General features: G+C 52.1%; 19 protein-coding genes, 1 tRNA gene and 1 riboswitch. Of the genes, 8 read left to right on the forward strand and 12 right to left on the reverse strand.

Translation table 11 applies throughout. The features are described 5' to 3' along the window. Positions 1-176 precede the first annotated feature (176 nt). On the forward strand, positions 177-914 hold the full coding sequence (locus tag PsW64_RS02290; protein ID WP_063302569.1) for a hypothetical protein: 738 nt from the start codon (positions 177-179) through the stop codon (positions 912-914). A gap of 58 nt (positions 915-972) precedes the next feature. Here the strand turns inward: PsW64_RS02290 and ettA are convergent, their stop codons facing one another. The 3 genes from ettA to PsW64_RS02305 all read right to left on the reverse strand — a co-directional run bounded on the left by ettA (position 973) and on the right by PsW64_RS02305 (position 4,929). Further along, positions 973-2,622, reverse strand: coding sequence for an energy-dependent translational throttle protein EttA (gene ettA, locus PsW64_RS02295; RefSeq protein ID WP_063289978.1), 1,650 nt, complete (start codon positions 2,620-2,622; stop codon positions 973-975). Positions 2,623-2,844: 222 nt separating this feature from the next. Then, positions 2,845-3,510, reverse strand: a complete 666-nt coding sequence (locus tag PsW64_RS02300; protein WP_063302570.1) for an energy-coupling factor ABC transporter permease — start codon at positions 3,508-3,510, stop codon at positions 2,845-2,847. 36 nt (positions 3,511-3,546) lie between these two features. Further along, positions 3,547-3,757: riboswitch (cobalamin riboswitch) on the reverse strand. A 356-nt stretch (positions 3,758-4,113) separates the two neighbouring features. Next, positions 4,114-4,929 carry a hypothetical protein gene (locus tag PsW64_RS02305; RefSeq protein ID WP_208980531.1) on the reverse strand — a complete coding sequence of 272 codons (816 nt, stop codon included), beginning with the start codon at positions 4,927-4,929 and terminating at the stop codon, positions 4,114-4,116. A gap of 426 nt (positions 4,930-5,355) precedes the next feature. Here PsW64_RS02305 and PsW64_RS02310 point away from each other — a divergent pair, with 426 nt between their 5' ends. Then, positions 5,356-8,565 (forward strand): EAL domain-containing protein, encoded by a 3,210-nt coding sequence (locus PsW64_RS02310; RefSeq protein ID WP_063302571.1) that lies wholly within the window; start codon positions 5,356-5,358, stop codon positions 8,563-8,565. 44 nt (positions 8,566-8,609) lie between these two features. Here the strand turns inward: PsW64_RS02310 and PsW64_RS02315 are convergent, their stop codons facing one another. Both PsW64_RS02315 and sbcD read right to left on the reverse strand, forming a co-directional pair. Beyond that, positions 8,610-12,359 (reverse strand): AAA family ATPase, encoded by a 3,750-nt coding sequence (locus PsW64_RS02315; protein ID WP_063302572.1) that lies wholly within the window; start codon positions 12,357-12,359, stop codon positions 8,610-8,612. Continuing rightward, positions 12,359-13,606: an exonuclease subunit SbcD gene (gene sbcD / locus PsW64_RS02320; protein WP_063302573.1), complete on the reverse strand. Its 1,248-nt coding sequence runs from the start codon at positions 13,604-13,606 to the stop codon at positions 12,359-12,361. The genes PsW64_RS02315 and sbcD overlap by 1 nt, the downstream gene beginning before the upstream one ends. A 378-nt stretch (positions 13,607-13,984) precedes the next feature. On the opposite strand from sbcD, the gene PsW64_RS02325 reads away from it, so the two are divergent. From PsW64_RS02325 to arsH, 4 genes are all read left to right on the forward strand, one after another. Then, the gene (locus tag PsW64_RS02325; protein ID WP_063302574.1) at positions 13,985-14,716 is read left to right on the forward strand and encodes a pirin family protein; all 732 of its coding nucleotides are present in this window, start codon (positions 13,985-13,987) and stop codon (positions 14,714-14,716) included. A gap of 157 nt (positions 14,717-14,873) precedes the next feature. After that, positions 14,874-15,236, forward strand: coding sequence for an ArsR/SmtB family transcription factor (locus tag PsW64_RS02330; RefSeq protein ID WP_063302575.1), 363 nt, complete (start codon positions 14,874-14,876; stop codon positions 15,234-15,236). Positions 15,237-15,258: 22 nt separating this feature from the next. Beyond that, positions 15,259-15,669 carry an arsenate reductase (glutaredoxin) gene (gene arsC, locus PsW64_RS02335; protein ID WP_063302576.1) on the forward strand — a complete coding sequence of 137 codons (411 nt, stop codon included), beginning with the start codon at positions 15,259-15,261 and terminating at the stop codon, positions 15,667-15,669. Positions 15,670-15,681: 12 nt separating this feature from the next. Then, entirely contained in the window at positions 15,682-16,389 is a 708-nt protein-coding gene (gene arsH / locus PsW64_RS02340; protein ID WP_063302577.1) for an arsenical resistance protein ArsH, read from the forward strand. Positions 16,390-16,545: 156 nt separating this feature from the next. On the opposite strand, the gene PsW64_RS02345 is transcribed toward arsH, so the two are convergent. After that, positions 16,546-17,088, reverse strand: coding sequence for a GNAT family N-acetyltransferase (locus PsW64_RS02345; protein ID WP_063302614.1), 543 nt, complete (start codon positions 17,086-17,088; stop codon positions 16,546-16,548). A 181-nt stretch (positions 17,089-17,269) separates the two neighbouring features. On the opposite strand from PsW64_RS02345, the gene PsW64_RS02350 reads away from it, so the two are divergent. Continuing rightward, complete coding sequence (locus PsW64_RS02350) at positions 17,270-18,139, forward strand: BadF/BadG/BcrA/BcrD ATPase family protein (protein ID WP_063289987.1); 870 nt, start codon at positions 17,270-17,272, stop codon at positions 18,137-18,139. Between the two features lie 29 nt (positions 18,140-18,168). Here PsW64_RS02350 and PsW64_RS02355 read toward each other — a convergent pair whose 3' ends face one another. The 6 genes from PsW64_RS02355 to PsW64_RS02380 all read right to left on the reverse strand — a co-directional run bounded on the left by PsW64_RS02355 (position 18,169) and on the right by PsW64_RS02380 (position 23,119). After that, entirely contained in the window at positions 18,169-18,771 is a 603-nt protein-coding gene (locus PsW64_RS02355) for a curlin (protein ID WP_063302578.1), read from the reverse strand. A 41-nt stretch (positions 18,772-18,812) separates the two neighbouring features. After that, the gene (locus PsW64_RS02360) at positions 18,813-19,337 is read right to left on the reverse strand and encodes a curlin repeat-containing protein (RefSeq protein WP_063302579.1); all 525 of its coding nucleotides are present in this window, start codon (positions 19,335-19,337) and stop codon (positions 18,813-18,815) included. Between the two features lie 117 nt (positions 19,338-19,454). Continuing rightward, complete coding sequence (locus tag PsW64_RS02365) at positions 19,455-21,014, reverse strand: curlin (RefSeq protein ID WP_057465681.1); 1,560 nt, start codon at positions 21,012-21,014, stop codon at positions 19,455-19,457. A gap of 250 nt (positions 21,015-21,264) precedes the next feature. Continuing rightward, positions 21,265-22,215, reverse strand: a complete 951-nt coding sequence (locus PsW64_RS02370) for a CsgG/HfaB family protein (protein ID WP_063302580.1) — start codon at positions 22,213-22,215, stop codon at positions 21,265-21,267. A gap of 15 nt (positions 22,216-22,230) precedes the next feature. After that, on the reverse strand, positions 22,231-22,698 hold the full coding sequence (locus PsW64_RS02375) for a curli assembly protein CsgF (protein ID WP_208860170.1): 468 nt from the start codon (positions 22,696-22,698) through the stop codon (positions 22,231-22,233). Between the two features lie 344 nt (positions 22,699-23,042). After that, positions 23,043-23,119: transfer RNA gene (locus PsW64_RS02380), tRNA-Ile, on the reverse strand. Positions 23,120-23,325: 206 nt separating this feature from the next. Here PsW64_RS02380 and PsW64_RS02385 point away from each other — a divergent pair. After that, the gene (locus tag PsW64_RS02385) at positions 23,326-24,408 is read left to right on the forward strand and encodes an AI-2E family transporter (RefSeq protein WP_063302615.1); all 1,083 of its coding nucleotides are present in this window, start codon (positions 23,326-23,328) and stop codon (positions 24,406-24,408) included. Positions 24,409-24,421 lie beyond the last annotated feature (13 nt).

A 24,421-nucleotide genomic window follows, 5' to 3' on the forward strand; every position in this document is an offset into this window, starting at 1 on the left:
ACCAAATAGTGGTTTCCCAAACGCCGATCCAAAACAATTTCGTGATCAGTGCCGAGCAGCACGTAATGCACGCTGCACATTCCCTATTTTCTCCCTCAAAGGTTGCAGCAATACAGGGACCAGACAGCCCTGTCTGATGACGCGGCCTTCAAGTTTTCAAGCGAGGAGAGGATCTCATGCCAAAGTTCGGACTGTCTCTTAAACTGCAAGTCCCACCATTGCAGCTCAACCAACCTCAGCAACAGGCTGCTACCAACCACCAAGCCAACAAACCAGGAGGTTTGGCTGGTAAGCAGGACGCGATTGCGCAACAAGTGAAAGACCTGCCGGCACCAGTATTCCGCCCTGCAGCAAACCCACCAAACTTCGAAGCAGCAAAGAACAGTGGCTGGGGGTCAGAGAACAGTGGTTGGCGAACGCTCAATATTGAGAGCCAGGACAGCTTCATCCACACCAAGCGCATTGATCCGAACGCAAAAGGTGAGTTTGCGGGTGACAAAATTCATTTAAGCATCGAGCCTAGTCAGGTACCACAAGCCTTTGATGCCATTAACACACTTCTCTTTTCGGAAGACTCTCCGGTCGATAAATGGAAAGTAACCGACATGACACGCGTGACAGAAGGCTCACGCGTACAAGTCGGTGCTCAATTTACTCTTTACCTGCGCCCAAGTGCTGAAGATTCCCAGTACACGGCGCAAGATTTGAAGAATGATAAATCCTTTGTCGAAACCATCGAGCAGAAACTCTCTCATGCAGGTATCCAACCTGGTGAACGACCAGCGTCAGACGTTGCTCCACACCATTGGGACTTTGCCAGCTATCGCAACGAAATTCGAAGCGACCGCGATGGAGGTGCTGCGCAGACAGAAGCTTTGCGGCGTGAACCTGTCTTCGAGCTGCTAACCATCTAGTAAAACAACAAAAAAGGCCCGCAAAGTGCGGGCCTTAATTCTTTCAAGCAAACTAGACTTAGCGAGTAAGTGGCTTGTACTTGATGCGGCTTGGGTCTGCAGCGTGTGCACCCAGGCGGCGAACCTTGTCTTTTTCGTAGTCTTCAAAGTTACCTTCAAACCACTCAACGTGGCTATCACCTTCAAAGGCCAGCATGTGCGTTGCAAGACGGTCAAGGAACATACGATCGTGCGAGATAACCACGGCACAACCAGCATAGTTCTCAAGTGCATCTTCCAGAGCTGCAAGTGTTTCGGTGTCAAGATCGTTGGTCGGCTCATCGAGCAGAAGAACGTTTGCGCCTGACTTCAAAACCTTAGCAAGATGCACGCGGTTACGCTGACCACCGGAAAGGTCACCAACTTTCGCCTGCTGTCCAGCACCCTTGAAGTTGAAGGAGGAGCAGTAAGCGCGTGAGTTGATCTCTTTCTTATCAAGATAGATCACTTCAGCACCTTCGGAAATTTCTTCCCAAACGGTCTTGCTGTCATCCAGCTTATCACGGGACTGATCCACATAACCAAGGTGCACACGGTCACTCACAACCACTTCACCGCTGTCTGGTTTTTCCTGACCGGACAACATCTTGAAGAGTGTCGACTTACCAGCACCGTTTGGACCGATGATACCAACAATACCACCACGTGGCAGTTTGAAGGTCAGATCATCAATCAACAAACGATCGCCAAAGCCTTTGGAAACACCTTGAACGTCGATAACATTGTTACCCAGACGCTCACCAACAGGGATCAGGATCTGCTCAATAGAAGGCATACGCTCTTCTTGGGCAGTCAACAGAGCATCATAAGCATTGATACGCGCTTTTGACTTGGTCTGACGGCCCTTCGGCGTCATGCCCATCCATTCCTGTTCACGCTTGATAGCGCGGGAACGAGCCATGTTCTCACGGCCTTCCTGCTCCATACGCTTGGTTTTCTGACCAAGGTAAGTGGAGTAGTTGCCTTCATAAGGAATGCCCTGACCGCGGTCGAGTTCCAGAATCCAGCCAGTCACGTTATCAAGGAAGTAGCGATCGTGGGTAATGATCAGAACGGAACCCTTGAACTCACGCAGATGGCGTTCCAGCCAGTGCACGGTCTCAGCGTCAAGGTGGTTGGTTGGTTCGTCAAGCAGCATCAGGTCAGGCTCGGACAAGAGCAGCTGACACAACGCGATACGGCGACGCTCACCACCAGAAAGGTTATTTACAGGAGAGTCGGATGGAGGGCAGCGAAGCGCTTCCATTGCCATCTCAACCTGGCTTTCCAGATTCCACAGATCCTGCGCGTCAATGATGTCCTGCAGCTGAGCGCCTTCATCGGCTGTCTCATCTGAGTAGTTCATCATCAGTTCGTTATAACGATCCAGAAGAGCCTGCTTGTGCGCAACACCTTCCATCACGTTTTCAAGGACGGTCTTGTCCTCATTCAGCTTTGGTTCCTGCGGCAGGTAGCCAACTTTGGCACCTTCTGCAGCCCATGCTTCACCGGTGTACTCTTTATCAAGACCAGCCATGATCTTCAAAAGAGTAGACTTACCTGCACCATTTGGACCAAGGATACCGATTTTCGCATCCGGGTAGAAAGACAGGTGAATATTGTCGAGTACTTTTTTTGCACCGTAGGCCTTGGAGACCCCGTGCATGTGATAGATGAACTGGCGCGCCATGGACTGCCTGCATCTCCTGATCTGTGTAAACAATGAAATCTCTGGAGAGCACTCATAGTGGAAGCAGCGCCAAGGGGCAATCCATAACACTTCAGCGATGATCAAATCCGTCGCTTTTTCTCCTCAAACGGAGAATTTCACGACAACACCTGGTCACTTCCACGCAAGAAAAGGGCAGCAGGTTTACTCTGCCGCCCCAATAACAAACAAGCTCGTAAAAATTTACGCCAGCTTCAGCTGCGGAACCACTGTCAGGTTCCGAACAATCGCATTGTCTTCAACGGCCTTGAGCCCCTTCACAGCAATGAAGGTGACCAATGGCTCACACGCAACAATTGCCAGATAAGACAGAGCAAACTGCGCCCATGCCGTAAACGCCGTAGCAACGTCCCCAATCATCAACCAGAAGCCAACCATGCCGGTCACACCAGCATAATACATCGCATCCAATTTCAGAATCTGCGCAAAGCTCACACGCTTGGTCAGTTCCTTGGAAAACAGCTCACGGCCACTCAGGTAATGGACGGCAATCAGCGGCAACATCAAAGACAGGCTGTTGACGCCAAGGTGGTACATGTCCTGCGGATCAAAAGCGAGCGCCTGAAACAGCAAGCCAATGGCAAACCCAAGCAGAACAGGGGTAAACCCGAGCGTCAGATACATCGCCATTGCACCAACGAAATGAAGTTCTGATGCTCCAACAGACATATGGAAGCTCTGCATGAAAATGGAGAAGAAAACCGCAGCCAATAGCGTTTTCAGTGGTGTGAATGGCTCTTTCAGGAATTCGGAGATCTGCTCTTTGCAGCCCCAGACAATAACGCCAACGGCACCTGCATTGGCAGCAATAACCTTTGCGGCGGAAACGTAACCCGGTTCAATATGCATTTAATATGCTCCTCTTCGCACCCTCCGTGCGGTCATGAGTTTATGTCGTATCGGGCAGGTTTCCTGGCTTATGGCTTTTGCGTCCTCCGCCTTCCCAGAGATCATCTCCAGTGGCTTTTATGAAGAACGCACCACGTAACAGTTGCGGGGGCAGCTGCGGTTCGGGCCCATCTTTGGTCATCCCTACCGCATTCCCTTTTCATCCAAGAAGCTTGGCTTCTACAGAACCCAACAGCGGGAATATCCTAAATTTAAAGAGAAGACACAACTAGAAATAAGAGGCAGTTGGGATAAGCAACAATCAGAGGGATGCAACGGCCTTCGTAACCCGCTAGAGCTGCAGGCAAAAAAAGAGGCGTGTACCCGTTGGTACACGCCTTTAAGAAAGTTGACACTCCCCCATCCGAGTGCCAGCCGAAGCTGTATTTAGAAATATCAGAGTGCCCCATCTCTTCATTGATCTTCATCAAAATAAATAAAATTACCTCAGAAACATCGGATATTATTCAACATTACAAAAGCACTCAGATTTTCAATCGATTAAAACTAGAATAGATCAAATATATCTCGGGCAACTTGCAACGAAAGTCTCAGTATTTTCTATTAGTTCTTGCTATAAGTTCTCTCCGAAGGTGCCTGCCACGAATATTTCCTTAGCCAATGCTCCTCAGGAGAAACCACAAAGCTCCAGGAGTTCTGCTGCTCTCCAGAATCATCAGGAGTTGAATCCGGTGTCTGAGTGGAAGCATTTTGGCTGGCAGAAATTTGGATTTTAAGCACCCCCTCACCTTTTCCAGCAAGCTTCAGCAAGCCAAGATCACTGTGAGATCGTCCAAGAAAAATCTGGGGTGCTGTTCCTATCCTCTCCCAGATAATTCGGGCAAGATCTGTTGAAGACACCGGCGCTGCGTGGGGAGCAACCTCGATAACCCGAAATCTCGGAAGTCCGTAATTCAACTCCGCCATTGTGCGGTCTACTTCATGGTCTCCAAAGCTTAAAACCCAAATCTGAAAGTGATGCTCTTTTAAAAAGCCCACCAGCTCTTTCAGAGGCTGAAAAGCGAACTCTCTATACGTTGCGCCAACAGCCTTCGGCCCGTGTAATGACAGATGAGCACGTACACTCTCAGAATAAACAGCAAAGCTTCCAAAACTGTCGCCAGCTTCAGGTGGCGTCACTTCATTGTCTGCGCCAGCCAGCGCGTCACTCCATAAAGCCCCATCGCCAACCAAAACAGCAACACGGTCATCGAGTTTCACATATTCAGGGCTCCCAGCCCGAGCCATACGCTCAATGCTTTCTACGATACCATGGCGTGCTGTGGTTGAGCTCCAACTCGGCAAGATGTTATCTCGCTCACCGCCAGTTGGCTGCAAAACCGAAACCGCTGAGTATAAAAACAAGCTGGACCACTGCATCGTTCAAGACCACCTGAAAGTTGTTTCAGCAAGATGGTGAACTACAATGCACATCAATTGCCCATAAAAAATGAACTAAATGCTGTCGTGAAAAGAGAAGAGAATCATAATTGACAGCCCGCCCCTCTTTCCTCTCAACTTGAAGATAAATACGAGTATTCACGTATATAAAGAATTTCACTCAACGAAACATTTACTTACAATTTTCATAAATTTGCTTTGTAAGTGTCAGATAAACGTCATATGCACCCCACTTTTCGATACTTTTTAGAATTAAACCCAGTTCATCCCTAGAATTCTTAATAAATGCGCAATAATTTCAAACAATTATGCCGAGGAATTTCCTGGGGTACCCAAATGCATTTTCGAGCCCTCTTACTTCCTGTATTGCTCCTTTTCGTTTTAATTGGTTTATCGATACACTTCATGTCAGCGTCATCGTATGCGTCGATTTTCGATCCTGCGACAGGTGGCCTTCACAATCAGCTCAATCAAGCTGAACTGCTCACTCAGCAGCAGAACCTATGGACCATATTGTCTGTTGGATTGTTCGCGCTTGGTGTTCTTGGAATACTAATTGTCTATTCCAGCCTGTTTATTCAGGAGCGTATGCGGGCGACGCGTTTTTTCAACCGTGCCCTTCTCCTCATCGTCATCAGTTCAGCAGCATGCCTGCTCATCGACACAACGCTGAACTTGCCTGATGTAACGGCACAATTGATCCTCTGGCAGTCTCAAGTGGAATTCAGACCACAGGGGGACATCCACGCCGCTGCAATCCACGCAGCAATGGCAGCGATGATCGCAGTTCTGGCTTATCTGCCTCTATCCCATCAGCTGACACTGCGTGCGACGATCATTCTCGCACTCTCAATCGGCGGGGTCATCTACCCTGCCTACCTGAAAGGTGTCCAAGGGTTACTGCTTCATCCGATTAGCCAAAACACCGTGCTGTCAGTTGGTTTCGAGCAGATTGGCGGCGGTACCGTAGTCACATTGCTCGCAACATTCGTCGCCTTTTCCGGCATGTTAGTGACCGGACTAAGAAACTCACCAGCGTTACCTGAGTACATTCTGCGCAACACACAAAACTACAATGTGCTGCAGATCAAAGCAGGCGCGGCGCTGATGGCCGTTGGCGGCATTGGCTTTTCTGTTGGTAACACAAGCATTTACTCAGGAGAGTTGGGCAGCGCGATCTTCAACGTTCTTGTCGCAACCGGTGTCTCGGTACTATTGGGAGTCGCCCTCGGCTTCTTCGCACCGCGCAAGGTCATGTACCCAACCATTTTGCTGAGCATGATCGGCGGCTTGTCCTCCGTTCTCGGAAACGCCCAGCATCTGACGGTTGCAGGCGTCGCTCTTATTGCTCTGACGGCCTCAGCTGCTTCTATAGCAGTCGCGCGCATAATCTATGCAAGGTCAAAGACCCACAAGGTCATCATTTACTACACCAGCCTTGGCATTGGCTCTCTGATTGGCCTTTTCGGCTTCATAACCGCACTACCAGCAGACCATGCGCTGGCCGGGTTCAGTCTGGATAACCTTATACTTCAGGCAGTTGGAGCTTTACTGACCATCCTTTGGGCCTTCCTGTCAGGTCTATTCCTGTTTACGGCCTTCAAATTTGCAAAGCAGTTCCGCCAAGCCGACGAAATTGATCTGAATGAAACGCCGATTGTCAGCACCATCAGCCAGATGGAGAACTTGATCGGCAAGTTGGTTTGGCATGACGCCAAGCTGGATGAGCGTTTGCCGGTGCGGGACAGCGACCCGCAAGAACGTCTCGCTTCGCTCTTCAACACGTTCCTCGACAAGCTTCAGAGCGACGAAAAACGGCGGAAAATCAGCGAAACATCAAACAGTAAGCAGCAGGAAGAACTCAGCAAACTCGCCACATTTGCAGAAGGTGCGTTCGAAGGCCTGGCTATCTCGACAGACGGTATTATCGTGGAGTGTAACCACGTGCTCTACGAGCTACTGGACTATCAGGCAGGTGAGATGCGCGGGACCAGCTTGCTGTCTCACGTCGCGCCAGATTTTCGCGAAAAAGCGCGCGAGAGCATTCTGGCCAATGAACCGACTCCGAACGAAGTCATGCTTTTGAGCAAGTCTGGCGAGCGTATTCCAATTGAAGTTCGTGGTCGCTTGATGGAAGTGGCAGACGAGAACCTTCGTGTCTCAGCTGTACGTGATATGCGTAAGCAGAAAGAAGACGAAGCGCGCATTCTCCACCTCGCTCAGCATGACATGTTGACCGGCCTGCCGAACCGCACTTACTTCCGCGAACGCTTCCAAAAAGCAATCGAAAACCAGGCAAACGCAGAGCAAACAATCTCTGCAGTCATGCTGCTGGATCTGGATCGCTTCAAAGATATCAACGACTTATATGGCCACCCAATCGGTGACAAGCTCATTCAGACAGTGGCCCGCCGCCTCAATGCATGCGTCACCCATCACGACACAGTTGCCCGTCTCGGCGGGGATGAGTTTGCAATCATTCAGGTCAATCTGAAGACAACGGCTGAAGTCGGTCTGCTGACCAACAAAATACTCGAGGTCCTGTCAAAGCCGATTCATGTTGGCAACAACATCACGGTCAGAACGAGCGCCAGCATTGGTATCGCGTTGATTCCGGACCATGGGACGGACCCGGATGAGCTGATGTCCAAGGCGGATATCGCGCTTTATGAGGCTAAAGAAGCTGGCCGAAACACCTTCGCGTTCTTCGAAGACAAGATGGAAGAGGCCATCCTGCTGAGAAGAACAATGGAAGGCGACCTGCGTAACGCATTGGAAAATGAGGAACTTCAGCTCCACTTCCAACCGCAGGCACGCTCTGACACCCGTTCCATTGTCGGCTTCGAGGCTCTTCTGCGTTGGAACCATCCGGAGAAGGGCCAGATTGGACCGAACAACTTCATCCCGGTTGCGGAGGAGAGTGGTCTGATCATTCCGATTGGCCGTTGGGTTCTGAATGAAGCCTGTGCGCAAGCTTCTCAATGGCCGGAGCGGTATCGTGTGGGGGTGAACCTCAGTCCGGTGCAGTTCTGTGATGAGTACCTCATACAGGAAGTTGAAGGTGCATTGGCGCGAAGTGGGCTGTCTCCAGAGCGCTTGGAACTGGAAATCACTGAGAGTGTGTTGATCCACGACGACCGCCGTGCGCTCAATACCTTGAGGCAACTCAAAGAGTTAGGCATCACCATCGCTCTTGATGACTTCGGTACCGGCTACTCCTCCCTCAGCTATCTGCGTCGCTTCCCGTTTGATCGTCTGAAGATCGACCGCAGCTTTGTCAGCGGTGTAACTCAGACGCCGGAACTGGCAGCAATCATCCGTGCAGTCATCGATCTTGGGCAGGCCCTGGGAATGGAAGTTATCGCTGAAGGTGTTGAAACTGAACCAGAATTAGAGCTGCTGCGCAATGAATCCTGCGATGAAGTGCAAGGCTTTTTGATTGGCCGTCCGCAAGTGATGGATGGTGAGATGGCAAAACATGTCAGCAATGCCAATCTGGAAATTCAGGCATTAGACCAATACATCGCAGCACTGCAGGAAACTTCTCTAAAGCTAAAAGAGATGGAAAATCAGGCAGCTAAGCAAGATCATGAGATGATTGACGCAGGCGACTAAACCCGCACTCTAGCGCTGAAACAACAAGCACCCAGCAGGACTTATCACCATCCTGCTGGTGCATTCACCGCCACACGGCTGCGTCCGGCACCCTGCCTAACCACCTGAACCTGAACCGGAATTCTGTCCTTCAGCGCTTCCACGTGGCTAATGACGCCAACTTTTCTCCCCTGCCCCTGCAGCATTTCCAGCGCATCAATGGCAAGGTCGAGGCTTTCAGCATCCAGAGAACCGAAACCTTCGTCGATAAAGAGCGTATCAACGAACGATTGGCGGCCTTCCAAACCAGAGAGAGCAAGTGCGAGGCTGAGCGAAATAAGGAAGCGTTCTCCGCCACTTAGCGAGCGTGTGGAGCGTGGTGTGTCGCCCATATCGCGGTCGATGACGAACAGGCCGAGGCCAAAGTCAGCCCGTTTCAGCTGGTACCGTGGTTTAAGCTGATGCAGCTGTTTGTTGGCCAGCTCCACCAGCAAATCGAGAGTAACACCCTGCGCCACCTTCTGGAACTTGGAACCATCCGCAGAGCCAATCGCTTCCGAAATCGCCCCCCACGTCTTGGCAATCTCTTTCGCTTCCAACAGCAAACCCATGATTTGCTGGGCTTTTTCCCGTGCGTCCGCATCAACCCGCAGCTTTTCAGAAAGAACGCCCTTGCTCACCTGCAACTCAGCAAGCGTTTGCTTTGAGGCCTCCAACAACGAGGATAACTCCTCCTGCGGTTTGTCCGGTAATGGCAGAGCCTCAACAGCAGCAAGCTCCTTCTCCCAGGTGGAAACAGCCGTTTGCGTTGCTAAGTAAGCGTCATCCAGCATCTTCAGCTCTGAGGCCAGTGCGCCCAACTCCTGAGAGCTCCGCTCCTGCAATCCGTCATAGGCTTCTTTCGTCAGCCCCAAGCTTGCCAGTTCTGCATTTAACCTGTCAGCACAGTCGGTTAGCGCAGAGGCCGCTTTTGCCTCCGCAGCTTTTGCCGCTGCCAATCCAGCCTCAATGCGCCCGAATTCTTCTCTTGCGTTGTTTTGTGCGTTGCTAGTGTTATTTTTGCGTTCTTTTGCGTTGCTGTGTTTTTCAGAAAACGCCGCCCGATGCGCCCCGGTCGCCATCCCGCCCAACAACAGTTTCCGCTCTGCAGAGCGCTCCTGATGCAACACGCGCAGCTGCTCCAACTGCCTCAGCAACTCGCCGGAGGACTTGGCCAGTCCATCCCGCCGTTCACTCAAACCACTCGTTTTCTGTTCAAGAGATTGCAGCGCGGCAGAAGTTGTTCCCTCCTGCTGCTCCAGTTGCTCCCAGGTGGAGATGCGCTCCTGCAAATTCGCCTTCAGCGCTGGTAACTCGGCACCAAGAGACCCGAACACCATGCCACCAGCCAGCAGCGTTTCACCAAGCCGCTGTTCCAGTCGCGACTGTGCCTCAAAGTTCTCGGTGTGACGACCTTCCACGCCAGAAAGCTCCACCTTGATAGATGAAACTTCTTCAGCCTTGCGAGCCTGATCACCAACTGCTTTCTGGTGTGCATCCCGCAAACCACGCAGCATGACATCCAGCTGCTCCAGCTCTTGACGCAGCACGTCTTCCTGAACAAGAACGGCACGTAGAGCCTCAACCTGTGTCGCCACTTGTGCAAGCACAGCGTCCAGCAGGTCCGGCGCATCAAGCAAGCCATCAAGAGTAAACGCCACCTCAACCGGCGGCGCCAAAGCAGCCCACTGTTCTTCCGCCTCAGCCCGAAGCGCATCAGCCTCACTGGCATAACGTGCCATCAGGGTAGACGCATTCGTCTGCGATGCTTCACAGGCAGCAAGCTGACCGTTGATCTCGTCTAGGTTTCGCTGCGCAGCTGCGCGAGCTTCTTCCGCTTCCTTGCGCTGTAGAAACACGTCGCCGAACAGCGTGTCCAACGCAGCCCGGCCCTCCTGTGTATCTACGGGGTGATGGTCAGAACCACAGACCGGACATGGTGCATCATCTACCAGCTCGGCACGCAACAACTTCACCTGATCGCCCTGCGCCGCTTCAGCAAGAGTGGAAAGGCCACGCGCTTTCTCAAGGGCTTCCCCTCGAAAAGTCAGTTCACTGGACGCTTTGCCTTTCGCCTGCTGCAATCCGGTCATCTGGTCCACCAGCTTCTTCCAGGTCTCACTCTCAGCCTGCTTGTTGCGCTTGGCTTTCAAAAAGTGGCGAGACGTCTCCTGCAGTTTTTCAGCCCGCTGACGGAACGTAGAAAGCTGCTCCATGCTTTTACGGGCACTCTCAGCACCAAGAGCGGAAATCTCGCCCTTCTTGGCAGCAAACGCGCCTTCACACCCTTCCAGATCAGAAACAAACTGCTCCAGCTGGGCAGAAAGAGTGCTCTGGATATCGCTCAACTCACTCTCGCGCTTGCGCATCTGGGCAAGGTGCGCCGCATCTTTCGTCAGCGTAACCTGAACCCGTTCAAACTCATCCAGATCCGCAATCAGGCTATCCTGACGGTCTTTCAAAATCTTGGTCGCACTCAACCGCGCCATCTGCTCTTTCACAGTGGCTTGCAAGGCTTTCTGCTCATCCAGAGATTTGGTGTGCTCTGCCAGCGCTGCATCCGCCTGCTTGGCATCCGCCACAGCAGTGTCAGAGCGGTCCCGCAATTGTTTGCCTTCAACCTCAAGCTCACCCAGCTTGGTGTCCAGTTGCTCAGCTGCACTCCATTCCGGTGTCAACTTGGCAAGTTCAGCTTCCAGCTCATTGAAAACCGCATCAGCTTGTTTGGCCTGCTCTTCCTTGCCAGCAAGGTCTTTGCGGGCACCTTCCAGCATCACCCGGCTTTTTTCAGCAGCAGCACGGGTGCCAGCAACATCCTTCTCGGCCTCAACCACACGGTGGTTCACAGGCTCAAGAGATTTGATGCGCTCAAATTGTGCTTTTAGATCCCGCTTGGCCTTCGCATTTTCATGGCGGGCCTTCAACGCCACAAACTCATCCTGCGCAGACGCCAGCTTTGTCTTCGCTTCATCAAGTTTCTGCAGATGCCCCAGAGACTTGGCAATCGCATCCATATCCGACTGAACAGACTTGGATTGCTTCTCCAACTCTTCTGACTGCCCAACAAGAGCAGTGCGTTCTTCTTCTTCTAAAAGACCAGCCACATCAGACTTTTCTTCCAGTTTTGAGGTTGCATCCTTCGCATCAGTAAAGCGCTGGAAAATCTGTTTGGAAATATCTCTGTAGCGCTGCGTACCCGTCACCTTTTCAAGCAAGGCAGCGCGCTCGTTGTCATTGGCTTTCAGGAAGGCATCAAAGTCCCCCTGCGCCAACAGCACCGTACGCTTGAACTGGTCATAGGTCAGGCCCAGCCGCTCTTCAACAGCCGCATCCACCTGTTTGATGCCGCTCTCAACCGCAGCATTGTCTTCAATGCGAACCAGCGAGCGCTCCACATTCTGCAAACGTCCTGATGCTTTGTTGCGAGCTCGGCGCACAGTCCAGCGCGCACGATATCCCGTTCCATCCGCGCCAACAAAGTCCGCCTCGGCAAAGCCTGAGGCAGCCCCACGTGTAAGCACAGTACGCGGGTTTGTTTCTCGCAGCTCAGCACCAGCAACATCTGGCACGCTGTCGCTGCTGCCTGCTGCACTCAAACGTGGACATTGCCCAAACAAGGCAAGACACAAGGCGTCCAGCAATGTGGATTTGCCCGCGCCCGTTTCTCCGGTAATCGCGAACAAACCAGCCCCGTTCAACGGCTCCTGTTCAAGGTCAATCTCAAACGGAGCCGCCAGACTGGCAAGGTTTTCGCCACGCACCGCTAGAATACGCATTACTCAACCTCCGCTTCTGCGATTGCGCGATAAAAATAGTCCAGATGTTTGGCTTCGGGCTCAATGCCGTGCACCCGCTCAAAAGCGGATTTGAAAAGCTCATCCGGCTGAATTTCAGAAAGGCGAATGAGGCTTGTCGCCTCCGCACTTATTGGCTCTTGCTGTTTTGGCCGCAGCACAGAAACACCGGCACTGCGCACCGGATATTGCGCAAGGATCTGATCCACCTCAGCCTTCAGTCCACCGGCAGAAACCTGCGGTCGCAAATCCACATGCACAAACGGCTGCTGCTCCACTGGCAGGTCCGCATCCAGCTCCAGCGCCACAAGGGCTGGCACCAGCTCCTCCAGCAGCAAACCACCATCCCCTTTCAGGCGATGGAATGGCACAGGTCGGCTAAGAGGCAAGCGCTCAATGGAAAGCACACCGGCATCAGAGTAACTCAGCAAGTTCACGCTATGCTTGTAATGCTGTTCAGCAACAGAAAGTGGAAACGGTGAACCGGAATAGCGAATGGTTTCTTTGCCGACAATCTGTGGTTTGTGAAGGTGTCCAAGCGCTAGATAACTCAAATCATCTGGAAACTGTTCCCACGGCATAGCATGCTCGCCACCTATCAGAATAGGCCGCTCAGCCCCTTCAGATTCATAACCACCCACTACATTCAAATGGCCAGTCGCAATCAACGGCATCTCGCCAATTTGTTCTCGTGCCTGAGACACAGCCGCCTCATAAAGCTCTGCCACAGCCCGCACCACAGGAGACCCTTCCTCTGAAGAGGAGAAGCTCAGTCCCGGCAAATCCGTTGCCCGAGGAAACGGCAGCGCCAGCACATAGGCTTTCACGGCGCCATCACTGTCATAAAGCGGTACAAGATGATGGGAAAGGTCCAGCAAGCCGTCGTTTCGGCGCACCATGCCAACCGCCTGCACGCCAATCTTCTGAAACAGCACACCCGGCGCTTCGACACGTCCGGCAGGGTCATGATTGCCAGCAGTCAGCACCGTCACCAGATGCGGACGCTTCTCCCGGAACCGCGCCAAAGCTTCATACAACATCTGCGTGGCGTCTGCGGATGGGTTCTGGTTGTCAAACACGTCTCCTGCCACAACCAGCGCGTCCACCTCATGGCGTTCAATCAACTCTTCAAGCTCCATGAAGAATTGTTGATGCTCATAGGTGCGCGACCAGCCATTCAGACTCTGGCCAATATGCCAGTCTGCTGTGTGCAGGATTTTCAACGCCATACTACCTGTTCCACGCTCCAAGCCTTAAGGGCAGCCGTTTTGAAGGACAGCTGCATCATGACTCAGAAATCTTTCATTAACCAATCCGCAAATTAGGCGGAGGACCTACCAGAAGTCTTTAAAGCGCGGCGCTAACCCACAGATTTAGGGGCTTTGGCACAAGTAGCGCACAGGAATCTGTGCCAGCACCTCCCCCTGCGAAATTTTTGAGAAATTCAGAGCCGGATTTTGCATTTTCCGAAAACACGTCCCGAATCTATTCGTTCACTAATGACGAACAATCAGATCACCAAAGCTTACCTTGTTCATTCCAAGCACTGGAATATCTTTAAGAGCATGACGACACCACTGTAAATATTAAGAAATCAGGAGAGCCCCATGTCTGTTACAGCATCTGATTTGAAACTGAGAGTTCGCCCTTCCCACCAGCGCGGCCATGCCGATGCAGGTTGGTTGAAATCCGCCCACTCCTTCAGCTTCGCCAGCTATTTTGACCGCAATAACATGAACTTCCACAATCTGCGGGTCATCAACGATGACTGGGTCGGCCCCGATGGCGGCTTCCCCATGCACCCTCATGAAAACTTCGAAATCTTCTCCTACATGCTGGAAGGCGCACTGGAACACAAAGACACCATGGGCAACGGCAGCACCGTGCACAAAGGTGGCATCCAGTTCATGAGCACCGGCACCGGCGTGCAGCACTCCGAGTTCAACCCGTCCAGCACGGACGAAACGCACCTGCTTCAGATCTGGCTGATCCCGGACCGCAAGAACACCACACCGCGCTATGAGATGCTGGAGCTGAGCGACGAAGCCCGCAGCGGCAAACTACAACTGTTCCTCTCACAGGATGGCCGTGACGGGTCCATCCGCACAGAAGCCGCCGCTGATATCTACTCCGGCAAGCTGGATGGCGCCGACACCATCAGCTTTGAGCTGGCAGACGAGCGTGCAGTCTACGTGCACGTGGCCCGCGGCGAAGTGCAGGTCGGCGGCCAAACGCTGAGTGATGGCGATGCCATTGAAGTTGAAGGCCGTGGCACGCTGGAACTGAGCAACGGCAAAGGGGCTGAGGTCATTCTCTTCCACCTTGCACCGCTCGGCTAAACACAACGCACACCCCATCTGGACGGCCCAATGCCTGACAGGTTGGCATTGGCACATTGGAGGGAGGCACTCCTCAATAACAACAAAAGCCTCCCTCTCCTTTGTCCTTTAGAAGACTCACCTTGCAATACTACAAGGATATTTGTAATATCATTGCATGACAGAGAATTCTGAGTGCAACACCTCCGCAAATCTAAAGGAAGACGAAGCCGTCGCAGCGCTGAGCGCTCTGGCTCACAAAGACAGGCTCGCTGCCTTCCGTCTCATCCTGACAGCAATGCCCAAGGGCCTGCCCTCCGGACAGATCGCCAAAGATCTTTCCATCGCCCCCACACGCATGTCCTTTCACCTCGCAACGCTTGAACGCGCCGGGCTTCTCACCGCCCAGCGAGAAGGTCGTGTGGTGCGCTATGCCATTGCCCCGCACACCATGCGCGGCCTGCTTCGTTTCCTGACCCAGGATTGCTGCAGCGGCGATCCCACCCTGTGTCTGGATTTCAACCCGTTTCCTTGTCCTTGACCGACCCCATCGGAGAGACCAAATGAACCCGATCATCTACCACAACCCAAAATGCGGCACCTCCCGCAACACCCTCGCCATGCTCAAGCAGGCAGGCATGGAACCAGAGGTCATCGAATACCTTAAAACTCCGCCCTCCCGCGCAACGCTGGAAAAGCTGATCAAAGACAGCGGCCTCACCGTGCGCGAAATCCTGCGCAAAAAAGGCACGCCCTACGAGGAACTCGGCCTTGATGATGAAAAGTGGACCGACGCGCAGCTCATCGACTTCATCGAGCAACACCCGATCCTCATGAACCGCCCATTCGTCACCACCGCCAAAGGCACCCGCCTCTGCCGCCCCTCTGACGTCCTGCTGGAAATTCTGGATGAGAAACAGATAGGCGCATTCACCAAGGAAGACGGCGAAGTCGTCATTCCGGCAAAGGGTTAAGCCGTGTCTGAGATGTCTTCTGATCTGCCAAAGGTGGAGGCCGACAGCTTCCACCCCATCAACACTGGTGCTCTGCGCAAAGACGATGCGCCAGACCACGCCCCACGCATCCTGCTGCTCTACGGCTCCCTGCGCAAACGCTCCTTCTCCCGCCTCGCAGTGCTGGAAGCCCAGCGCATTCTGGAGCAGCTCGGCGCGCAAACCCGCATCTTCAACCCAAGCGGCCTGCCACTGGCTGATGATGCAGAGCCGGATCACCCCAAGGTGCAGGAACTGCGTGAGTTGATGATGTGGTCCGAAGGTCAGGTCTGGTGCTCACCAGAGCGCCACGGCTCCATGACCGGTATCATGAAAACCATGATTGACTGGGTGCCCCTCTCCGTCGGTGCAGTCCGCCCAACTCAGGGCAAAACACTCGCTCTGATGCAGGTCAGCGGCGGCTCCCAAAGCTTCAACGCCGTCAACCAGATGCGCGTGCTGGGCCGCTGGATGCGCATGGTCACCATTCCAAACCAATCCTCCATCCCCAAAGCGTTTCTGGAGTTCGACGAGACCGACCGCATGAAACCGTCCTCTCTCTACGACCGCGTGGTGGACGTTATGGAAGAACTCATGAAGTTCACCCACCTCACCCGCGGCCACTCCGACTACCTGACAGACCGCTACTCCGAACGCAAAGAAACCGCAGCAGAACTCTCTGCAAGGGTGAATACGAAGTAAGACTGACCAGGTTGATGCAACATCCTCCCAGGCATCTCGAATGAGTGACCGAACTGAAGGAGAGACCAATTTATAAAGCCGTTTGCGTAACCAACATGAAGCGCAAACGGCTTTTTTCGTTTAATTCTCATAGGGGTATAGATCCTCAAAGAGCAGCTAGAAGAGATAACCCAACATATCGATATGTCCTTCAGGCCACCTCATATCGCCAACTGGTTTCACCATAAAGCACTCAGACAAGTCTCTTTCAAGCAGCATCGCGCTGGCGACATCTTCTATAGCCAACCACTTGGTAAGAGCAGGTGACACATTAAGAAATCCATGTTTTCGATATAGAGAACCATCATCGGCAAAAAGCACAATGAAGTCGACGTCAGCCCGCATTGCCAAGTTTTCAGCTGCTTGCAGCAACGTACTCGCTATCCCCTGATTGCGGCGCTCTTCAGTAACACACAGATCGATTAATCCATATATTTTCAACCGCTGCTCACCAACCTTAATAACGCGGTGATCAACACCGACCTGTCCGATGATTTCATCTCGCTCCTCAACAATCAGCCTGAAATGAGGAAGCTGCTTAAAGAAGGTTCGGCCCTCAAAGACCTGAGGAAAACACTGACCTAACAGCGTGGCAATCCCAGCCTCACGCTGCCGATCAATCTCATCCTCTTTGAAAACATGAATGGACAACCCGTTCACCACAGCCCTTTCTCAAATCACTTACAGCAAGAGAACAGGACTTTTACTGTCTTGCAACTCCAACCACCATCAAACACTCCCCCTCAAACCACCGCCCGCTAAAACTGACAAGTCTCAACCATGCATTAAACACCTGCTGCCATACACAGCAGTGGGATTGGAACAAACAGAGGCAAGCTTCATGGATTACATTCTGGGTGTTGATGGCGGTGGCTCCAGTTGTCGTGCTGCAATCGCAACGGCAGATGGACGTTTGCTGGGACGCGGCAAAGCCGGATCAGCCAACATCTACAGCGACCCGACCCAGAGCCTCAGCTCCATTCTCCATGCCGCCAAAGAGGCCTGCAAGGATGCAGGACTAACCGAAGAAGCCTTACAACAGACATTCGCAGTGCTGGGGCTGGCAGGCGCCAACGCCCACAACGACCCCATTGGCCTTGCCGAAAACCTGCCGTTCGCCGCCGTTCAGGTCGTCTCCGACAGCTTAATCGCATTGGAAGGCGCTCATGATTCTGACGACGGTGTCATCGGCATCCTCGGCACAGGGTCCAACTTCATGGCCCGCAAAGGCGAAAAGCACTATTACCTTGGCGGCTGGGGCTTCCATTGCGGGGATCAGGGCAGCGGCGCTAAAATGGGCGAACGCGCACTGGAAGAAGCCTTGCTCGCCCACGACGGCCTGCGCAGCCTATGCCCGTTAACGGAACACATTTTGCGCCAGTTTAACGACGACCCGCGTAAGCTTTCCGAGTTTGCCCGCACCGCAAAGCCAAAAGACTTTGGCGAGTTCATGCCCATCATCCTCGTCTATGCCAAACAGCAAAGCCGCCTTGCCCTCGACATTGTCGAGGAAGGCACCACCTATGTGGCCTCCGCCCTCCGGCTTTTAAGCGATGATGGCAAACTCCCCATCGCTTTGCTCGGCGGTTTGAGCCACGCCTACGACTCATTTCTGCCTCCAGACCTGAAACAGTTCATCGTACCCGCCAAGAACGACGCCCTGCGCGGTGCCCTGGCAATGGCAGAGCGTGAGAACGCCCTGAACACCTGAAGCTCGCCTCTGCTAAAGCATGGCCCAGCCTACTGCTGATGCACCATCACAGTATTTCCTGGCGCATAGACGGTAAGCGTGTTGCCAGCAGCAACATCTGAAGTTTTAAGCCCGTTCCCACGCTGTGTGTAAAGCACATTGGTCCCGTTGCTCGTCACAGCAAGCCCGGCTTCGTTGTTATTGCCATGTTGCCATAACGTGCCCTTGGAACTGTTGCCGGATACTTCTACCGAGCCTTGATTACCGTCACCCGTCTGGAACAGATTGCCCGTTGAATTATCGCCTGAAATCACAACGGTTGCTTCATTCCCAACACCAGCGGCAGAAGGGGCGAGAAAGCTGTTGCGCACGGCAAGCGCAGCAACATTATCTGCTGTATCCAGCGTATTTTTTGAGGCACCCAACAGCTTGCCGACAAACCATGTTCCGCGCAAAGCTTGTTGACCCAAGCCTGCAGTGAGAGTGTCTCCCCCCTGCAAGACGGTCACATCACTGCCACTCACACTTTGAGAAACCTGAACTTCGTGATTATCCCCCACCTGCCGGATGAGAGCCGTATTCCCATCACCTGCAAAAGCCGCAGATGGCATCAAAACAGATGCCAGAATTAAACCCGCTAATTTCCTAAACATATCCATCACCCGAAAATTCGGAGCGAGGAGCCCACTGAAGGCTATTGCCCCTGCATGATACTCAGAGAGTTTCCATCTCCAAATTGATTGAAGAGCGCCCGGTTATTGTTCCCGAACTGCCCCACCAGCGCATTGTTGTCGTGCCCATAAGCTCTGCCTGAGAGCGCATTGCCATATCCATACTGGATAAATCCAAAGCCATTCCCTGTTCCCTCAGCCTCATAAAGCACCGTATTCCCAGTCCCGATAATGAGCCCCTGCCCGGCAACCGGAGAGTTCGGAACGCCGCTGACTGTTTCTGGCATCACAGGAACGATCAAAGTGGCGTAACTCTCTTCCAGCCCCTGAAGACTGATGGTGTTCCCACCAACTTCAGTCACTTGAGGAATGTTGCCCGTAAACACCTTAGCGCTCTTATTTTCCAGTAATTGAGCGGTTGAAGCATCCTGCTGATACCTAGAGACATCAACTTGCGGAATAACAGCTATTTCCTGGGCAGAAACACCAGAAAGCGCACCACAAACAACACTGCCAAAAACGAAAAAACCGACACGCCTAAACAACATTGCAATGCTCCGGAAGTGGAATACTCCACTCCCATCACATCACAGCATTTTCTTTTTTTTCTACATTCAGTCACTAAAACTGAAAAGACCCCGGCCCTTAGGCCGGGGAAAGAAGACTTACCAGTTCGAGCCCATCAAAGTATTGAACGGAACAGAACTGTCAGTCACGATAGCTGGAACTCCCACATTGGCAGCACCCTGGTTAATAGTTGCAGAGTTGCTGTCACCGGTCTGGCTGACACTAGCAATGTTGAAGTCACCCTTCTGGCCAACCATTGCTCTGTTGTGGCTTCCCATCACAGAGACGCCGGCTTGGTTGTAATCACCGATCTGCCCGACCTGAATGTGGTTATCATTGCTGGTAGAGGCGTCATTCCGATTACCAACATTACCGGTGATCGAGTTGCCGGTACCGTTCTGGGTGAGGAAGATCTTGTTCTGATCACCATTAACGTCTTCAAAATCGATGTTGTTGGCATCACCACCTTTTTGAATGAACTGCAGGCGGTTGTAGCTACCATCAACAACCCCAACCGTTACGCCGTTGTCGCTTGTCGTCTGCAACACATAGAACTTGTTGAGATTAGGACCATTCAAGCCATCGATGTAAACACCGTTGTTATCACCAGACTGCTTCACAGCAATATACTGCCGATCGCCCCATGAATAACCGGAGAAGGCATTGCCAGCACCAGACTGCTGAATGGAAACTTTGCCGTTGGTACCAGCACCCACGTAATCAACTGTGTTGGAGTCTCCAGCCTGACGCGCACGGATCATAAAGTTACTGCCGTTTAGACTGACATCAATATCCTGCATGTCACCAGTCTGGCGGTATCCAGCATCATTCATGTCACCTTCAATGACAGATTTGGTGTAGGACTGATTTGAACCAGCATCCTGAACCAGATCAACCATATTGCCGACACCTCTAGACTCAAGCCAGAAGTTGTTGCGCGAGCCATTCTGAAGAGCTGATGTGTCGTTGGCAGAACCAACCTGAATCAGCTTCGCACCATGGGATGGACCTTCAACAACAGGAGTACCTGTTCCTGTTGGATCTGGTGGAACATCATCAATATTAGCGCCGTTAAAGTCCCCACGCTGACGAATTGAAGCAGTGTTTACACCACCAGTTACAGAGGTATTTTCCTGCCTAACCTTAGCAACAACGTTGGTGTCACCACGCTGGTCAATTGTCAGGCTGTTCTGTAAGGCAACAGCACCGGCCTGACCGGTCTGATTTACACGCCAGACACGATGATCAGGAGTACGATCAGAAGGAGAGCCATTTGCACGCTGCAAGATACTTGCAGTGTTCTGGTCACCAGACTGACTAACATTTCTTACCATCTGATTGTTATCTTGGTTGATGGAAAGAGTATTGCTAGCGCCATCCTGCACCATCTGCCCGTCGTACTTACCGCTTGGGCTACGATTGCTACCAGCAATGTTGTTGCTGCCAGTTTGCAGCACAGTTGCGTTATTACCACCACCTGCAGTGTTGGTCTGCACTACAATCGCGTCGTTGCTGTCGCCAATCTGGGTGATTGTACCCGTGTTGCCTGCACCAGCAAGATTTACCTGGCTCAGGGAAGATGCATTACCATCTCCCGCATGTGCAGCAGCAACTGAAAATGCCAAAGCTGAACATGACAAAATAAGAATTTGCTTCATAATTACGAACCTTCACCTATAATAGTTCGGGTGAGCAAAGGAGATTGTAACCAATCACATTTGCTCCGTTGCGACATGAGGGTGTGTGAGTTTTTGCGAGGTCGCACACCCTCTATTACCGTTTTTACGGTAACCGAGATCTCTTGCCACCATTTCTCATAGTCACTTATTTTCAATGGCTTAGAGAAATTTTGGATCAAGAGGAAAAAGATGGATGTTGTTCTAGAACTGCTGAACATTTTGCAACATCCTAAGATTTCTTATTCGCCCACAGGTTTGACCATGCCAGTGGAACACTGCTCCGATACGGACCCATATTCGATGGGGGGCGAGCCTTTTTAACCTTTACACGCTGGGTCACCTGTGCCTTCTCAGATGTGTATTCCTGATACAAAGCATTGGCTTGAGCCGGGTTCTCAAAACTCCAGGCTCCAACACGCGCCCCTTCCATGACAATGGAATAAACCGCCTTCTCAATGGCCTGCTGCACAGCAAGGGTGACAGGCTCATTCTTGGTGATGCCAGCTTCGGCTTCTAAAATTTCATCTAAAGCGATGTAGCGGAACGCGCCACCTTTCAACCCGACAGAGACAACGGATTTCTGAACCATCACGTTGGCCATGACTTCACCGGTTCGTGTGCTGACAGCACGCAGCGAAACCGTCACGTCATCCTGCCGGTAATCCGCATTTCCGCCAATGCCCAGATAACGAGCCCCTAATCCGCCTGTTCGGGTGTTGCTATCATACCCGACAACGCCACCCTCAAAAAGAACTCCCGCATAAAGCAGTGGTGGCAGGACCTTCGGATCAACTTTGTCTTCACCCAGATAGATTTTGCGGATCTGCGTAACGATCTGGCGTTCTTTCAGCAAAGCATCAAGATTGCCCCTTTCAACCACACGGAACCATTTGCGATCCCCGGCATCCTGAAGCGCACGAACCAGCATAGTGTCAGCACCCTGTGTCACAGATCGTGACAGTGTCTGAACTTTGTCAGACGGCTTATACTGGCCTGTCAGATCCTGATAACTGTAGACAGCAGCGTAAATCGGTTCCTTCGGAGCGGGCAGCTTTTTCAGCTTGCTGGCTTGCACCGAAATCGTTGCAAGTTGAGGTCCGGGACTAAATGCCATGCGTGTTACCGGCCCGCAGGCAGACAACGACAACGCCATGGCAACAACAATGGATTTCTTCATCATATCAATAACCTGGCATTAATTTATGGGAGTACCGTCCTGCAGGACAGGAACCGTGATATCGGTAATGGCACCCGTGCTTTCATCAATAATCTGCAGCTGAATGGAATCTGTGCCGCGAACAAACGAAACCTTCTGGTCGCCAAAGCTCACAGTGCCGCTGTCTTTCGGATCATCACCAAAAATCGCCTGGGATACCTGATCCGCCAGAGCATAAATCAATCGGTTCTGCAGCTGGCGTACAAACAAATCAGCCAGGCTACTGCCAGAACCATCAGCACCGCTACCAGACCCGGAACCATACTTGTTGCTTCCTCCGACAGTCGCAGTTTTCTGGGCATTGGCCGTTGCAAAAAGGTGGGTAGTATTAGCCGCATATCCGCCAAAGCTCGGATTAGTCGGCTGATAAACAAGTTGTTGTGCGTGAGAGGAGCCAACACTGAGGACACACCCCAGCATAAGCCCGAGAGCAGAATTTAGTCTCATAGCAACCCCTAATCTAACGAGGACTTCACGATAAATTTCTGAGAAAGAAAGTGTCAGTTGTATCGATGTAGCTTTGGTATATTGGGGGAATACTATTGTGTCATCTCTCGACATATCGAGTTATTAGTTTCTTTTAACAAGGTAAGAACCAAGTGATTACTTTAAACCAATTTCACCCAGTAGATGCCTGATAGAATATATCACCTATAAATTCATAGTGGTATAAATATCAATTCTAATAGAGCCCACACGATTACATCATGCAGATAGCATAAATGCATGACTTGAATGCAAGTTACATCAAGGCAGCTGTTCTAAAAGGGAAATGAACAAGATAGGAAAGGTGGTAGGCCCGGAGGGACTTGAACCCCCAACCAGTCCGTTATGAGCGGACGGCTCTAACCAGTTGAGCTACAGGCCCTTACCGAAGACAGGTTCTACACCAACAACCACGGGTGAGTAAATTGTTTATAGCAGTGAACAAGGCAGATCCTGTTGAAACTTGGGGATGCGCCTTTTCCCCGGCAGATCAACAGAGCATTCATCACAAAGCTTTATAAATACCTGATTTTAAGAGACTATGTGAAAACTAACAGCTTCCGGCAGCCTGACCCCTTGGAGTGCATGATGCGCCAGCCTCTCATTAAGTTCACCGCCTCTTTGTTCCTTCTTGTCATTATTGGCTGGCTACTCTTCATAGGGCGCTCCCTCATTATACCCCTGATTATCGCACTGGTGCTTTGGTACATTATCAACTCCATGTCCTCTGCCCTGCGACATTTGCCTGTGGTTGGACCGTATCTGCCGCGCCCGCTCACCATTTTGCTGGCCCTGTTCGCGATCTTTTATGTCGTCGGCATCCTGTTCAACATCGTCTCAGTCAACCTGCAACAGCTGGCGTTCGATGCACCGACCTATCAAGGACGGCTGGATGAGCTGCTGCTCAAGCTTGCCAATCAACTGAATATGGAAAAGCCGCTCCAGCTTTCAGACATCTTGCCCAACTTCTCGCTAAGTGCAGCCCTCAGCACCGGGGCATCCGTTCTCACCAGTCTGGCCGGATCCAGCTCACTGGTCTTCATCTACGTGCTCTTCATGATTTTCGAGGCGGCAACCTTTGACAAAAAGCTCACTGCCCTCTTTGAAGATTCTGACCGCGTACAGCTTGCGTTCGCCATCCGCGGAGAGATTGGTCGCCGCATGCGCCACTACATGGGCATCAAAACCGGTGTCAGCATCATCACCGGTTTCCTCACCTACGGCATCACGTCATGGGCAGGCCTGCCCTACGCGGCCCTTTTCGGGTTCATCGCCTTCCTGCTCAACTACATCCCGACCATCGGCTCTCTGATTGCGGTCATCTTCCCAAGCCTGCTGTCACTGGTCTATTTCGACACCCTCACACCATTCATCGCGATTACTCTTGGGCTGGGAGCAGTTCAGTTCATTCTCGGCAATCTGGTGGAACCACGTCTGATGGGCACACAACTTAACATTTCACCCCTCGTCATTATGATCTCCTTGAGCTTTTGGGGGGCATTATGGGGCGTCATTGGAATGGTGTTGTGCGTGCCGCTTGTCGTGCTTGCCATCATCATTTGCGCCCAATTCCCTTCTTCGCGCCCCATTGCAATCCTGTTGTCGGGGGATGGCAATGTCGGCGATCCGATAAACCTGGATCATCAAAATCAAACCCGTGAATTGACATGATCACGCCTGAGAG

The organism is Pseudovibrio sp. W64, from assembly GCF_001623145.1.
Lineage (GTDB): Bacteria > Pseudomonadota > Alphaproteobacteria > Rhizobiales > Stappiaceae > Pseudovibrio.